At 62.0% G+C, this 13,726-nt stretch carries 14 protein-coding genes; 7 read left to right on the top strand and 7 right to left on the bottom strand.

The window, feature by feature from the left end; genetic code table 11:
• Positions 1-50 precede the first annotated feature (50 nt).
• Positions 51-1,442 (top strand): MATE family efflux transporter, encoded by a 1,392-nt coding sequence (locus Q1A44_RS00715; protein WP_299618129.1) that lies wholly within the window; start codon positions 51-53, stop codon positions 1,440-1,442.
• Here the strand turns inward: Q1A44_RS00715 and Q1A44_RS00710 are convergent.
• From Q1A44_RS00710 to Q1A44_RS00695, 4 genes are all read right to left on the bottom strand, one after another.
• Positions 1,422-1,961, bottom strand: a complete 540-nt coding sequence (locus Q1A44_RS00710) for a gamma-glutamylcyclotransferase family protein (RefSeq protein WP_299618126.1) — start codon at positions 1,959-1,961, stop codon at positions 1,422-1,424. The genes Q1A44_RS00715 and Q1A44_RS00710 overlap by 21 nt on opposite strands.
• Entirely contained in the window at positions 1,958-2,827 is an 870-nt protein-coding gene (locus Q1A44_RS00705; RefSeq protein ID WP_299618123.1) for an inositol monophosphatase, read from the bottom strand. Before Q1A44_RS00705 ends, Q1A44_RS00710 begins: the two co-directional genes overlap by 4 nt.
• Positions 2,828-2,897: 70 nt before the next feature.
• Positions 2,898-5,426, bottom strand: coding sequence for an FtsX-like permease family protein (locus tag Q1A44_RS00700; RefSeq protein WP_299618120.1), 2,529 nt, complete (start codon positions 5,424-5,426; stop codon positions 2,898-2,900).
• The gene (locus Q1A44_RS00695) at positions 5,423-6,112 is read right to left on the bottom strand and encodes an ABC transporter ATP-binding protein (RefSeq protein ID WP_299618117.1); all 690 of its coding nucleotides are present in this window, start codon (positions 6,110-6,112) and stop codon (positions 5,423-5,425) included. Before Q1A44_RS00695 ends, Q1A44_RS00700 begins: the two co-directional genes overlap by 4 nt.
• Before the next feature lie 51 nt (positions 6,113-6,163).
• On the opposite strand from Q1A44_RS00695, the gene Q1A44_RS00690 reads away from it, so the two are divergent.
• Positions 6,164-6,799 (top strand): arylesterase, encoded by a 636-nt coding sequence (locus Q1A44_RS00690; protein WP_299618114.1) that lies wholly within the window; start codon positions 6,164-6,166, stop codon positions 6,797-6,799.
• Entirely contained in the window at positions 6,800-7,414 is a 615-nt protein-coding gene (locus Q1A44_RS00685; RefSeq protein ID WP_299618111.1) for an SOS response-associated peptidase, read from the top strand.
• A 118-nt stretch (positions 7,415-7,532) separates the two neighbouring features.
• On the opposite strand, the gene Q1A44_RS00680 is transcribed toward Q1A44_RS00685, so the two are convergent.
• On the bottom strand, positions 7,533-7,739 hold the full coding sequence (locus Q1A44_RS00680; protein WP_299618108.1) for a cold-shock protein: 207 nt from the start codon (positions 7,737-7,739) through the stop codon (positions 7,533-7,535).
• Positions 7,740-8,028: 289 nt separating this feature from the next.
• Between Q1A44_RS00680 and Q1A44_RS00675 the strand changes: the two genes are divergently transcribed.
• Both Q1A44_RS00675 and preA read left to right on the top strand, forming a co-directional pair.
• The gene (locus Q1A44_RS00675; protein ID WP_299618105.1) at positions 8,029-9,351 is read left to right on the top strand and encodes an NAD(P)-dependent oxidoreductase; all 1,323 of its coding nucleotides are present in this window, start codon (positions 8,029-8,031) and stop codon (positions 9,349-9,351) included.
• Positions 9,352-9,367: 16 nt separating this feature from the next.
• Complete coding sequence (preA, locus tag Q1A44_RS00670; protein ID WP_299618103.1) at positions 9,368-10,672, top strand: NAD-dependent dihydropyrimidine dehydrogenase subunit PreA; 1,305 nt, start codon at positions 9,368-9,370, stop codon at positions 10,670-10,672.
• Positions 10,673-10,684: 12 nt separating this feature from the next.
• On the opposite strand, the gene Q1A44_RS00665 is transcribed toward preA, so the two are convergent.
• Entirely contained in the window at positions 10,685-11,215 is a 531-nt protein-coding gene (locus Q1A44_RS00665) for a DinB family protein (RefSeq protein ID WP_299618101.1), read from the bottom strand.
• A gap of 29 nt (positions 11,216-11,244) precedes the next feature.
• Complete coding sequence (locus Q1A44_RS00660) at positions 11,245-11,856, bottom strand: TetR family transcriptional regulator C-terminal domain-containing protein (protein ID WP_299618099.1); 612 nt, start codon at positions 11,854-11,856, stop codon at positions 11,245-11,247.
• Positions 11,857-12,041: 185 nt separating this feature from the next.
• Here Q1A44_RS00660 and Q1A44_RS00655 point away from each other — a divergent pair, with 185 nt between their 5' ends.
• The gene (locus Q1A44_RS00655; protein ID WP_299621281.1) at positions 12,042-13,292 is read left to right on the top strand and encodes a Zn-dependent hydrolase; all 1,251 of its coding nucleotides are present in this window, start codon (positions 12,042-12,044) and stop codon (positions 13,290-13,292) included.
• The gene (locus Q1A44_RS00650) at positions 13,258-13,680 is read left to right on the top strand and encodes a hypothetical protein (RefSeq protein ID WP_299621406.1); all 423 of its coding nucleotides are present in this window, start codon (positions 13,258-13,260) and stop codon (positions 13,678-13,680) included. The genes Q1A44_RS00655 and Q1A44_RS00650 overlap by 35 nt, the downstream gene beginning before the upstream one ends.
• Positions 13,681-13,726: the final 46 nt, after the last annotated feature.

Genomic DNA, 13,726 nt, shown 5'->3' with positions numbered 1-13,726 from the left:
AGAACGGCCCGTCGGCGAGGGATTTTTTAGAATTGGGCAGATGCGGGCCTATGGCTGACGCTCAGGCCAAATTCCTGAGCGGCTCGCCTTTGAGCCACGTGACGGTCATGTCGCTGACGTCGAGCGTGGGCCTGATGGCGGTATTTCTGGTCGATTTTATCGACATGATTTTCATCTCGATGCTGGGCAAGGCCGAATTGGCCGCCGCCGTGGGCTATGCCGGGTCCATCCTGTTTTTCACCACGTCCTTTTCCATCGGCATGGCGATTGCCGTGGGCGCGCTCGTGGCCCGATCGCTGGGCGCGGGAGACACGGATTTGGCCCGCGCGCGATCCGTTCATGGGCTGACATTTGGTGTCGTGTTCGGCGTGATCTTTGCGGCCCTTGTCTGGGTCAATATCCCGCTCTTTGTCTGGATGATCGGAGCGGAGGGCGAGACGGCGCGTTTGGCTGAGGGATACCTTCAGATCGTTGTACCATCTCTGCCGTTTCTGGTGGTCGCCATGATGGGGGGCGGCATTTTGCGCGCCCATGGCGATGCCCGCCGGGCGATGATGTCGACCATCATCGGGGGCGGTGTGAACGCGGTGCTTGACCCGATTCTGATCTTTGGTCTGGGTCTTGATCTGACGGGGGCGGCGCTGGCCTCGGTGGCAGCGCGGATTGCTATTGCGGTGGCTGCGATCCTGCCGATCCTGCGCCATCACGGGGGGCTGCCACGCCCCGCATTCGTGCCGATGATCCGCGATCTGGGCCCGATGCTGACCATCGGCTTTCCTGCGATCCTGACGCAGTTTGCGACCCCTTTCGGACAAGCCATCGTCACCCGATCCATGGCCCAATACGGGATGGAAGCAGTGGCGGGCATGGCCATCGTGGGCCGTTTGATGCCGGTGTCTTTTGCCGTGATCTTTGCCCTCTCCGGCGCGGTGGGGCCGATCATCGGGCAGAACTTTGGCGCGGGAAATCAGGCGCGGGTGCGGCAGACATTCAATGCAGCACTTTTGTTCACCGGGGTGGTGATTGCCTTGATTTCGGCGATCCTGTTTGTGTTGCGGGGCCCGATTGCGGACCTTTTTACCGCTACGGGCGTTGCCCGCGATCTGGTGTACCTGTTTTGTGGGCCGCTTGCGCTCTTGTTTTTCTTTAACGGGGTTCTGTTCGTCAGCAATGCGGGCTTTAACAATCTGGGTCACCCGTTCTACTCGACCTGGATGAACTGGGGGCGCAATACCGTTGCCATGATCCCGCTGGTCTGGCTGGGCTCGGCCCTGTTTGGCGCACCCGGCGTGATGGTGGGTCAAGCACTGGCGGGTGTTGTTTTTGGGACGGTTGCGTGGTTCTTGGCCTTGCGGGTCATGACCGGTGAAGGTGGCGCGCAAACGGGTGACAAGTTTGACCGCGAGGGGCGGCTTATGTCCCTATTGAACTTGCGCAAGTAGCCGGTCGACGAGGGCCTGTTCTTCGCGGCTGACCTGTGTGGCGCGGGGGTAGCGGGGCTGGCCCCGGTCGTCATGGACAGGGATCGCCCAGTTGTCGGTTGTGTCAAAGAACGCCTCGACCCCGGCCTGCCCAAATTCGCGCAGGAACCCCTGAACCACCACGTCGAGATAGCTAAGCAGCATGCAGTGGTCGCCGTCGTGCCGTTGCAGCGCGGGCGGCACCTGATAGGCGGCAATGTCGCTGGCCTCCGCGCCGTGGACGATGTGATCGGTGGCGGCAAAGCGGCTGTAACCGGCTTCGCGCGTGTCCAGTGCGGTCCAGTCGGCCTGTGGCACGGCGGCGATCAGGCCGTTGATGCTGTGCCCCGGTGCCTTGTGGATCGACAGGAACACCACATCGCGCAGCGCGGTCCGCACCCAAGTCCGCCGCCAGCCCCGCAAGGTGGCCTGTTGCGCTTGCGGATAGCTGTGGGTGTCGCGGTTGACGAGGCTTCCATAGCCAAAGAACCAGGACGTCATGCGTCGGACATCAGTTCGGCAAAATGGGCAGCGACGGTATCCCAGACTTGATCCGAGCTTGCGCACAACAGATAGCCGCTGGAGGTTGTCGCATCGTATACCGATCCGTCGAGCATGGCCGTCTTGCCCCCCGCCTGGGCGCAGATCAGCGCCCCTGCGGCATGGTCCCAGGCGTTGAGGTTGCCCGTCAGGACAAAATCCGCCCCGCCCGTGGCCAGCAACCGGTATTCATGGGCCGAACAGCGTAGGGAGCTTACGTTGCCCACCTCGTTCAATTTGGCAAAGGTCAGGGCGCGGTCGGCCTGTGGCATCAGCCGGATGTGCATATAGCCATAAAGCTTGCCAAGCGATTTTGGGGCGGCGGTGTGGACCGGCTTTTGCCGCCCCTTGACCGTTTGCCAAAGAGCTGGCGAGGTATTGTCGGCCATGATCACGTCATCGCCCACTGGATCGTAGATCAGCCCAAAGACGGGTTGGCCAAAGCGGCAGACCGCCACCATCGTGCCAAAGAGCGGCATACCATGGGCAAAGTTGAACGTGCCGTCCACGGGGTCGATGATAAAGCTCAGCTCGGCCTCGCCCACACCGTCCATCAGGTCGGGCTTGGCGGAAATTGCCTCCTCACCGATGACCAGCGCGTGAGGGAAGGCCATTTGCAGGCCACGCGTGATCATTGCCTCGGCGGCCGTGTCGGCGGCGGTGACCAGATCATTCTGGTCCTTCTTGGTGTCGATATCGCCTGCGTCTAGGCTGCGAAAACGGGGCATGATCTCGGCCCGGGCCGCGCGGCGCACGAGATTGAGAAGCTGGGTCTTTTGCGCGTTTGTCAGAGGGGCAGTGACGGGCATGGGCAACTGGTCTGTCATGGCGGGGCCTTTGGTCTATCCATTGCTTGCGGCGTTTGTGCCACGTATGCCGCGCTGCGGCAACGGCTGGTTATTCGCGGCCTCGGAGGACCTGGGCAGGGCGGGCAGCCAGTGGACCCCAGGCGAAGGCAAGGCCTGCCAGCAACGTGGCCAGGACGCCGCCTGTGATGATCGCCAGAGCTGAGGGCCAGATGATTGTGAAATCGGTGTCCATCACGAAATTGCTGACGGCCCAGCCGCCGGTGATGCCTGCGGCCAGTGCGACGATGCCCGCGCTGAGGCCCAGTAGGGCGGCCCGCGTTGCAAAGCTGATCAGGATGCGTTTGCGGGATGCGCCGAGCGTCTTGAGCACCGCCGCCTCGTATGTACGCGCCTGTGTGCCTGCGGCCGCTGCGCCGATCAGAACGAGAAAGCCGGTCAGCAGGGTCGCTGCCGCGCCATAGGACGTGGCTGCGGCAAGGCCGGACAATACTTCGCTGACCCGCTCAATCGCGTCTTTGACCCGGATCGCCGTCACGTTGGGATAGGCATTTGCGATGTCGCGCAGGATCTGCGTTTCCGCCTCGGGGTCGGCGTAGACCGTCGAGATGAACGTATGCGGCGCGCCTTGCAGGGCGGAGGGGTTCATCGACAGGATAAATCCGATGCCTGCGGTCGAAAAATCCACCTCGCGGAAGGAGGTGATTGTGCCGGTGATGTCGCGGCCCAGGATGTTGATTGTGAGGCTGTCACCGAGGGAGAGGCCCATTTCCTCGGCCTCTTCGGCGGCAAAGCTGATCTGCGGATTGCCGGTGTAATTGGTGGGCCACCATTCGCCTGCAGTGATCCGCGTATTTTCGGACGGCTGGGCGGAGTAGGTTACGCCCCGGTCACCCGAAATGACCCAATGGTCGCCTGCGACCTCGCGGGCAGGTGCGCCGTTGATCTGGGTTATGATGCCTCGGAGCATCGGCGCGCTGTCGATGCGGGTGACGGCGGCGTCATTCTCCAGCCGCTCGGTATAGCCCGCCATCTGGTCGCGCTGGATATCGACAAAGAAATAGCTGGGCGCGATCTCGGGCAGGTTGCCGGAGATCGCATTGCGCAGGTTGCCGTCGATCTGGCCCACGGCAGCCAGCACCGACAGGCCAAGGCCGAGCGACAGGACAACCGATGCCGCCCCTTCGCGCGTGCCAGAGATGGCGCCGAGCGCCCAACGGAGTGCGGGCCGTCCCTTGGCCCTCGGCGCGGCGCGTTTTGAGAGCCAGCGGATCGCGGTGGCCGCCAGAGCGAGTAAGCCGAGGGCGAAGGCGATCCCGCCTGCCGTCCAGAGCGTCAGTCGCCAAGTGCCGGAGAAGAGGCCCGCGAGGCCGATGAGGGCCGTCAGGCCAAGCGCAATCCACATGAGGTATCTTGGCGCGGGCAGTATTTTGGAGGTGCCCAGTGCGTCGCGAAACAGGGTCGCGGCGCGCACGTCTTCGGCCCGTGCCAGCGGCCAGAGGGTGAAGACAAAGGCGGTGAGGAGGCCATAGATGGCCGCCTCGACCAGCGGTGCGGGGTAGATCGTGAAGGCCGCCGGGATGGGCAGCCGCGCCTCGATGACCGGGGCGAGTGCAATGGGAATGAGTGCGCCGAGGGTAAGACCGATGACAATGCCAAGGATCGACAGCGCGCCAATTTGGATAAAGTAGGTTTGGAAGATGGTGGAGCGTTCCGCGCCCAATGTCCTGAGGGTCGCGATCACGGATGTTTTGTCGGCCAGATAGGCACGCACGGCGGCAGAGACGCCGACGCCGCCCACTGCGAGGCCCGACAGACCAACGAGCACGAGGAATGCGCCCAAACGGTCCACGAATTCCGACACCCCGGGCGCCCCGTTTCGCGCGTCGGTCCAGCGCAGGCCGCTGTTTTCGAACCGCGCGCGGGCGTCGGCCTCGATCTCTTCGAGGTTGGTACCGGGTGGAAGTTGCAGCCGGTATTTCGAGTTGAAGAGCGTCCCTGCGGCCAGCAGTTCGGCGTTTTCAAGACTGGTGCGCAGTACGATGGTGCGGGGCCCAAGGCCAAAGCCGCCTGCGGCGCTGTCGGGCTCGCGGTCCAGCGTTGCGGTCAGGGTGAAGTCCTGCGTGCCAAGGCGAAAGGCATCGCCAACAGCGAGGCCAAGCCGGTCAATCAAAGCGCGCTCCATCACGGCGCCGGGTTGTCCGTTCTGGTCGCCGAGAGCGTCGGCAAGCGGGATGTTCGGCGTCAATTTAACCGCGCCGATCAGAGGATAGAAATCGTCAACGGCCTTGATCTGCGTCAGGCCGCGTTCGGTGTCGCCGCCCCGTTCGACCACCGCCATGGACCGGAAATCGGCGATTTCGGACACGGCGGTGGCGACGCCTTGCATCCACGCCTGTTCTCCTTCGGTGGCAAAGCGGTAGGTGAAATCAAGCTCGGCATCGCCGCCCAAAAGGGCCGCCCCTTCCCGCTCCAACCCCGCCTCGATGCCAGAGCGGACAGAGCCGACAGCGGCAATGGCCGCGACCCCAAGGGCAAGGCAGGCAAGGAAGATGCGGAACCCCGACAGCCCTCCGCGCAATTCGCGGCGTGCAAAGCGGGCAGAGGTTGCGAAGCTCATTCGGCGGCGGCCTGTGCGGTGGCGATGCGGCCGTCGGCCAGTTCGATTACCCGGTCACAGCGCGCCGCCAAAGCGGGCGCGTGGGTGACAAGTACCAAGGTGGCCCCATGCCGGTCACGCAGGGCAAAGAGCAGGTCCATGATCGCGGTGCCGTTGGCCCCGTCAAGGTTGCCGGTCGGTTCATCCGCCAGCAGGATATCGGGGCGGGTAACAAGGGCGCGGGCCAGGGCCACGCGTTGCTGCTCGCCCCCCGACATCTGGCTGGGATAATGCCCGGCGCGGTGGCCGAGGCCCACGGCGTCCAGTTCCACTTCGGCCCTCTCGAACGCGTCGCGTACGCCTGCCAATTCCAGCGGCGTGGCCACATTCTCAAGCGCCGTCATCGTCGGGATCAGGTGAAAGGACTGGAACACGACGCCCATGTGATCGCGGCGGAACCGGGCCAAAGCATCCTCGTTCATGGCTGTCAGGTCATGGCCCAAAGCGTTGATCTGACCGCCCGTTGCTCGCTCCAACCCGCCCATGATCATCAGGAGCGACGATTTGCCAGAGCCGGATGGCCCAACCAGCCCGACCGTTTCGCCACGCTGAATATCCAGTGAAATCCCGTGCAGGATATCGACCTGTCCGGCATTGCCATCGAGGGACAATGCCGCATTTTTGAGGCTGAGGACTGGATCGGACATAAGAATGCGCCTTTATAGAGGGGTACGAGGACATATGGAGATCGGATCAGCATGGGCAAGGTAGTGGCCGCAATTGTCATGGTTTTTTGGGCCGGGTGCGTTTGGGCCCAGGCGGTCACAATTGCAGCACTAGGCGACAGCTTGACCCAAGGCTATGGCCTGCCGGTCGAAGACGGATTTGTGCCGCAGCTGGAAGGGTGGTTGACTGCCGCTGGTCATGACGTGCGCGTGATCAACGCGGGCGTGTCGGGCGACACCACGGCGGGCGGGTTGTCGCGGGCGGCCTGGACGCTAACGCCGGATGTGGATGCGATGATCGTGGCGCTGGGGGGCAATGACCTCTTGCGCGGGATCGACCCGGAGGTCAGCCGCGCGAACCTTGGAGGTATCTTGCAGGCGGCGGATGCGGCGAACGTGCCTGTACTGCTGATCGGGATGCAAGCGCCCGGGAACTATGGGCCTGAGTACAAGGCGGCCTTTGACGGGATGTACCCGGAATTGGCGGCAGAGTTTGGGACGCTCTATTTGGACAGCTTTTTTGCTGGGCTTGGGAGCGTGGGCACCGATCCGGCGGATGTGCGTCAGTATATGCAGGCGGATGGTGTTCACCCCAATGCGACGGGCGTTGCGCGGATCGTCGAAGGGGTGGGGCCGCTGGCGGTTGAGCTGATCGCGGTGGCCAAGTAAATGCCGGGGCGGTTCTTTCTGGACAGCCCCATGGCCGATCTGAGTGCCGCATTGGGCGTGCCAACGGGCGTGGTCGACGACGAACCGGCCCGCCACAACATCGCGCCAGGGCAAGAGATCGTGGTTTTTGACGGGGCGCTGCGGCGGATGCGTTGGGGCATTGTGCCCGTGGGCCGGGTCAACGCGCGGGGTCGTCCGGTGATGGAGCAGATCATCAACGCCCGCTCGGAAACGGTGTTCGACAAGTCGGCTTTTGACGGGGTCGAGCGCGCCGTGATCCCGGTGAACGGCTGGTACGAATGGACGGGCGAAAAGCGGCGCAAGACCGCGTGGCGGATCGCGCCAAAAGGCGGCGGGTTCCTTTATTTTGCCGCGATAACGGATGTGTGGACAGCGCCTGGTGGGCTGCAAGTTCCCCAAGTGGCGGCGGTGACCTGCGCGCCGAACAAGGACGTGGCGGCGATCCACCACCGGATGGGCGTGCTGCTTGACCGCGATGCGCTGGCGGTCTGGTTGGGTGACGACCTGGAAGCGGCCAAGGCGTTGATGGAACCCTGGCCCGCGGGTCGGCTGGTGATCACGGAAGCGAAAGACGTGAACTGGGACGGCCTGTGATCAGTGGGCATGGCGTTTGGCGTTAGTTGCCAATGAGCGCGGAAGCCCCAGGCGTGGCAAAAAGAAAAGGCGGCGCACCGCAATGCACCGCCTCCAAGTCTCGGAAATCGCAGGTCCGTTAGGCCAGTGCGATATTCACAGCGCTTTCGCGTCCGTCACGGCCCGCTTCCATATCGAAGGTCACCTTCTGGTTGTCGGCGAGGCCGGTCAGGCCGGACCGCTCAACTGCGGAAATGTGTACAAAGATGTCTTTGCCGCCATCTTCGGGCGCGATAAAGCCGTAGCCTTTGGTGGTGTTGAACCATTTGACTGTGCCGCTGGCCATAGTCATGTCTCCTAGTCGATCTGCCCGCAACATGCGGCAGCTTGGCGTCGTCATTAGATCGAGTGACTGAGCCGATAGGAGCAGTGGGTCGGTAATGATGTAGCACGTTTAAATAGAGTGCGATCTGAGATTCGGGCAAGGTTTGTTTCGTGACATTCTCGCTATTGGCGAAACGGCGCTTCTTTGGGCAGAGGTCAAAAAACCTGAAGGCGGATTATTTTTTACCAGTTGATAAAAATTTCTTCCTGTGACAGCGTTTTGAACGAACGAATGTTGCGATGGAGCGGTCATGACGCAATCTCCTTTCTCTCCCGGTGTGGCGGCGGGCCGTCTGGCCGCCAGCGGCTATGCCGAAAATTTCTCTGATCTGCATCCCGCGCTGGACCCGCATGAGGCGTTGGTGGCCGCGGATCGGTGTTATTTCTGCCATGACGCGCCGTGTATCACGGCGTGCCCCACGGACATCGACATCCCCCTGTTCATTCGCCAGATCGCGACGGGCACGCCCGATGCGGCGGCCAAAACGATCCTGAGCCAGAACATCATGGGCGGCATGTGCGCCCGCGTCTGCCCAACCGAACAACTTTGCGAGGAAGCCTGCGTGCGTGAGGCTGCTGAGGGCAAGCCGGTGCTGATTGGCCAACTCCAGCGTTACGCAACCGACCATTTGCAAGAAAAGGGAATCCATCCGTTCTCCCGTGCTGCGGTCACCGGTAAAACGGTGGCCGTGGTGGGGGCGGGGCCGGCAGGCCTGTCTGCTGCGCATCGCTTGGCGATGCTGGGGCATGAGGTGACCGTTTATGATGCTCGCCCCAAGCCCGGTGGCCTGAACGAATACGGCATTGCGGCCTACAAGACGCCCGAAGGGTTTGCGCAGGCCGAGGTGGATTGGCTGTTGCAGATCGGCGGGATCACTATTGAGAATGGCAAGGCGTTGGGGGCTGACCTGAGCCTGGACGGGTTGAAGGCCGAGTTTGACGCGGTGTTCCTGGCCATGGGCCTGGGCGGCGTGAACGGTCTGGCGGTCGAGGGCGGCGACAAGGACGGCGTTTTGGATGCGGTCGATTTCATCGCCGATCTGCGCCAGGCCGATGATCTGTCGGCCCTGCCCGTGGGCCGCGATGTGGTTGTGATTGGTGGCGGCATGACGGCGGTGGATGCGGCGGTGCAGTCCAAGTTGCTGGGCGCGCTGAACGTGACGCTTGCCTATCGCCGGGGCCGCGACCGGATGAACGCCAGCACCTTTGAGCAGGATCTGGCCGCCTCGAAAGGGGTGCGTATCATGACCCATGTGGTGCCGGTGGCCGTGCATGGAAACGGTTCGGTCCGCGAGGTCGAGTTTGAATATGTGAATGATGACATGAGCGGCACGGGCCAGATGGTTCGCGTGCCTGCCGATCAGGTGTTGCGCGCCATTGGTCAGACGCTGGAGGGGGAGGGCCTGCCCGACCTGACGGGCGGCAAGATCGCCGTCACTGGCGCCGGTCGTACCACGGTGGATGGCGTTTGGGCCGGGGGCGATTGCGCCACGGGCGGTGATGACCTGACCGTGACAGCGGTGGCCGAGGGCCGTGATGCGGCGATGGATATTCATGCGAGCCTGATGGGCTGAGCAAGGGAGACGGAAGATGGCAAACCTTCAAAGTGACTTCGTCGGCATCAAAAGCCCAAACCCGTTCTGGCTGGCTTCGGCCCCACCTACGGACAAGGAATACAATGTGCGCCGCGCCTTTGAGGCCGGTTGGGGCGGTGTCGTCTGGAAGACCCTTGGGTCCGAAGGGCCGCCCGTCGTCAACGTCAACGGCCCCCGCTATGGCGCGATATATGGGGCAGACCGGCGTTTGCTGGGTCTGAACAACATCGAGTTGATCACCGACCGGGACCTCTTCACCAACCTTGAAGAGATCAAACGCGTCAAAGCCGACTATCCTGACCGCGCAATGATCGTGTCGATCATGGTCCCCTGCGAGGAGGAGGCTTGGAAAGCCATCCTGCCTCTGGTCGAGGACACAGGTGCCGACGGGATCGAGCTGAACTTTGGCTGTCCGCATGGGATGAGCGAGCGGGGCATGGGCGCTGCTGTGGGCCAAGTGCCCGAATATATCGAAATGGTGACCCGCTGGTGCAAACAGTATTACTCCAAGCCCGTCATTGTGAAGCTGACCCCAAACATCACCGATATCCGTAAACCGGCGGCCGCGGCAAAGGCGGGCGGTGCCGATGCGGTGAGTTTGATCAATACGATCAATTCGATCACATCCGTGAACCTCGACACCATGTCGCCCGAGCCGTCAATTGATGGAAAAGGGTCGCATGGGGGCTATTGCGGGCCTGCCGTCAAACCCATCGCCATGTCCATGGTGTCCGAGATTGCGCGGGGCGCAGATACGGCAGGCATCCCGATTTCGGGCATCGGTGGCATCACCACATGGCGCGATGCGGCTGAATACATCACCCTGGGTTGCGGCAATGTGCAGGTGTGTACGGCGGCGATGACCTACGGGTTCAAGATTGTCCAAGAGATGATCAGCGGGCTGTCGGAATGGATGGATGAAAAGGGCCACACCAGCATCGAGGATTTCCGCGGCGCAGCGGTGCCCAATGTGACGGACTGGCAATATCTGAACCTGAATTATGTGGCCAAGGCCAAGATCAATCAGGACCTGTGTATCTCTTGTGGCCGCTGTTTCGCCGCCTGCGAGGACACCTCGCATCAGGCGATTTCGATATCCGAGGATCGGGTGTTCGAAGTGATCGACGGCGAATGCGTGGCCTGCAACCTCTGTGTGAATGTCTGCCCTGTCGAGGACTGTATCACGATGGAGATGATGGAACCCGGCACCGTCGATCCGCGCACCCAAAAAGTGGTGGAGCCGGAATATGCCAACTGGACAACACATCCCAACAATCCCAGCGCGACGGCGGCGGAATAACGTAGCCGGATGTCAGGCTGCCGGGTCACTCTGAACCCCACCGCCCTCCAACATTTGAAGGTCGGTGGGCTGTGGTGTTGCACCGAACCGGGTGAGCAGGGCGTGAACCTGACCGCGGTGATGGGTTTGGTGGTTCATCATGTGTACCAGATTGAACCCGAAATTGGTTTGAACCGGGGTGTCACCTTTGATCCATGGCGTTGATTGGGCGAGGTCCTCTGCCGTCAGCGCGTCAGCCCATTCAATAATCTCATCATCCAGCGCGGTGCGGGCGTGCACATAATCGTCCCAGGCTCTTGGCGTGGCAGTATAGGGGTGGGTCGCGCCTATTTGGGCGGCGGTTTCGGTGTCGCCCCGCAACCGCGCCAACCAGATACGATCATCCCAAAGGATGTGGTTTAGCGTTTCCGCGATGGACCCAAAGAATGCGCCCTCGTCCTGCCAGCGTTGCGCATCCGACAGTCCATGGGCAGCCTCAATCAGCGAGCGGTTCTGCCAGTGATTATAACGCGCCAGGATACGCGCATATTCCGGTGTGATCATCGCGAACCTCGTGGGCGAAAGGCCTGACCCTAGGGGGCAAGCAGGCGCTCGAACAGGGTGTTGAGGTGTTTTCTGGCCCCGTCCATCGTATCACCACTGGACAGGACCCTGACCTGGGCGTCAAAATCGGCATAATGCTGGGTGGTTGACCAGATGGAAAAGATCAGGTGCCCCGGGTCCACCGGGGCCAGTTTGCCCGCGTCGACCCAGCCTTGGATAACGCTGCACTTCTCGTCAAAGAGCGGTTTGAGGTCGGCCATCAGGTGCGGGTGCATCCGTGGCGCGCCTTGCAGGATCTCGCCCGCGAAAAGGCGGCTTTGGCGCGGCAGATCACGGGCCATGTCAAGCTTGCGGTTCACATAGCCCAAAAGCTCGGTCATCGGGTCGCCATCGGCGTCCATCTCGACCAAAGGGTCCAGCCATGTTTCCATCAACTGGCTGAGAAGGGTCACGTGGATCTCTTCCTTGCCGGAAAAGTAATACAGGATATTGGGTTTGGAGAGGCCTGCGGCTTCGGCGATCTGGTCTAGCGTCGCACCGCGATACCCATGGGCCGAAAACACATCGAGGGCGGCATCGAGGATCAGGTGCCGGTTTCGCTGCTGAATGCGGCTTGGTTTCTTTTGGGTGCCGTCGGGCATGGCCAGTCCTTTGATCCGGGTGCCGCCAAAGGCGGGGAGTGCTGCAAGTCTAGGCAGATGCACGGGCCTTGGGCAATTGTGTCCAAACCAGTTCTTGACAGAAATGCGCCACATGGCAATCGTGTCTTTACCAATTGGTCAAAAAGTGACCGGATGGGCGGCGACAGAATATGACGGGGAAAATCATGGCGGCACCGGGTCAAAACTTGGCGGTCAATGCGGATCGGCTGTGGGACAGCCTGATGGAGATGGCCCAGATCGGCCCCGGCGTGGCGGGGGGCAACAACCGTCAGACCCTGACGGATGAGGACGGCGAAGGCCGCGCTCTTTTTCAGTCCTGGTGCGAGGCGGCGGGCTGTTCCATGGGTTTGGACCAGATGGGCAATATGTTCGCGCGGCGTGAGGGGACGGACCCCGACGCACTGCCGGTCTATGTGGGCTCGCACCTCGATACCCAGCCTACGGGCGGAAAATATGACGGTGTCCTGGGCGTGCTGGCCGGGCTGGAGATTGTCCGGACTCTGAACGATCTGGATGTGAAAACCAAACACCCCATCGTTATCACCAATTTCACCAATGAAGAGGGCACCCGATATGCCCCGGCGATGCTGTCTTCGGGCGTGTTTGCGGGCATTCATACGCAGGACTGGGCCTATGCCCGCGTCGACGCAGAGGGCAAATCCTTTGGCGATGAGCTGAGCCGGATCGGCTGGCGCGGGGACGAAGAGGTGGGCGCGCGCAAAATGCACGCCTTTTTTGAGCTGCACATCGAACAAGGGCCGATCCTGGAGGCCGAGGGCAAAGACATTGGCGTTGTCACCCACGGGCAGGGCCTGTCCTGGACGCAAGTAACGATTCTGGGGAAGGATTCGCATACAGGCTCGACCCCCATGCCGATGCGCAAGAACGCAGGTTTGGGCATGGCGCGGGTGCTGGAGAAGGTGGACGAAATCGCCTGGTCCCACGCGCCTCATGCGGTTGGGGCTGCGGGGCATATTGACGTCTATCCAAACTCGCGGAACGTGATACCGGGCAAGGTGGTCTTTACGGTCGATTTCCGCTCGCCCGAGTTGAGCGTGATCGAAGATATGGAAGCGCGCTTGCGCACCGAAGCACAGGCGATTGCGGACGAAATGGAGCTGGAGATTACCTTCGAGAAGGTTGGTGGCTTTGACCCGGTGGCCTTTGACGAGACCTGTGTGAGTGCGGTGCGGTCTGCGGCAGAACGGCTTGGCTATTCGCATCAGAACATCATTTCGGGGGCTGGTCACGATGCGTGCTGGATCAATCAGGTGGCGCCAACGGCGATGGTCATGTGCCCATGTGTCGACGGGTTGAGCCACAATGAGGCGGAAGAGATTTCGCGCGATTGGGCCAAGGCGGGGGCCGATGTTTTGATGCATGCGGTTGTTGAAACAGCGGAGATTGTCGGGTGATGCCGCGCGTTTTCCGACACGGAAAACGGCCGGAAACCGCGTCGGTTTCCGTCGCGAGGTTGCAACCGTGATTGATCAGGATCAAAGCATTGCAGGCCGTATTGCGGACTTGATCGACGCCGAGTTGGTCGATGCACCTCGGGACACGATCAGCGATCGCGCCACACTTGCGGCCTTTCGTGCGGCACGCGTCCCTCCGTTTGAGACAACGGTGAATTTCAGCGGCGGTCTCACGCAACGCTGTTGGACGGTGACCCGCACGGACGGCACGTACCGCGTCGTCTATCTGCCCTTGGCTGGCTATTTCTCGCTTTGTGTCGAGAGCGACTTTGGCCCGTTGGACATCGGCGTGCATGGGCCTGCTTTGGGATGTTTTGCATCGGTGTGATTGGGGGGCTCACCCCCCGGACACCCGAGGATATTTTTGGCCATAA

The organism is uncultured Tateyamaria sp. (genome assembly GCF_947503705.1).
GTDB lineage: Bacteria > Pseudomonadota > Alphaproteobacteria > Rhodobacterales > Rhodobacteraceae > Tateyamaria.
Note: the sequence above shows the minus strand (reverse complement) of the source record. Positions and strands in the feature narration are given on the sequence as shown.

Coding starts and splice junctions, on each gene's coding strand:
- Q1A44_RS00650 (WP_299621406.1), top strand. CDS start 13,258: ATGCGGTTGTTGAAACAGCGGAGATTGTCGGGTGATGCCGCGCGTTTT.
- Q1A44_RS00675 (WP_299618105.1), top strand. CDS start 8,029: ATGACGCAATCTCCTTTCTCTCCCGGTGTGGCGGCGGGCCGTCTGGCC.
- preA (WP_299618103.1), top strand. CDS start 9,368: ATGGCAAACCTTCAAAGTGACTTCGTCGGCATCAAAAGCCCAAACCCG.
- Q1A44_RS00710 (WP_299618126.1), bottom strand. CDS start 1,961: ATGACGTCCTGGTTCTTTGGCTATGGAAGCCTCGTCAACCGCGACACC.
- Q1A44_RS00665 (WP_299618101.1), bottom strand. CDS start 11,215: ATGATCACACCGGAATATGCGCGTATCCTGGCGCGTTATAATCACTGG.
- Q1A44_RS00700 (WP_299618120.1), bottom strand. CDS start 5,426: ATGAGCTTCGCAACCTCTGCCCGCTTTGCACGCCGCGAATTGCGCGGA.
- Q1A44_RS00660 (WP_299618099.1), bottom strand. CDS start 11,856: ATGCCCGACGGCACCCAAAAGAAACCAAGCCGCATTCAGCAGCGAAAC.
- Q1A44_RS00705 (WP_299618123.1), bottom strand. CDS start 2,827: ATGACAGACCAGTTGCCCATGCCCGTCACTGCCCCTCTGACAAACGCG.
- Q1A44_RS00715 (WP_299618129.1), top strand. CDS start 51: ATGGCTGACGCTCAGGCCAAATTCCTGAGCGGCTCGCCTTTGAGCCAC.
- Q1A44_RS00690 (WP_299618114.1), top strand. CDS start 6,164: ATGGGCAAGGTAGTGGCCGCAATTGTCATGGTTTTTTGGGCCGGGTGC.
- Q1A44_RS00695 (WP_299618117.1), bottom strand. CDS start 6,112: ATGTCCGATCCAGTCCTCAGCCTCAAAAATGCGGCATTGTCCCTCGAT.
- Q1A44_RS00685 (WP_299618111.1), top strand. CDS start 6,800: ATGCCGGGGCGGTTCTTTCTGGACAGCCCCATGGCCGATCTGAGTGCC.
- Q1A44_RS00680 (WP_299618108.1), bottom strand. CDS start 7,739: ATGGCCAGCGGCACAGTCAAATGGTTCAACACCACCAAAGGCTACGGC.
- Q1A44_RS00655 (WP_299621281.1), top strand. CDS start 12,042: ATGGCGGCACCGGGTCAAAACTTGGCGGTCAATGCGGATCGGCTGTGG.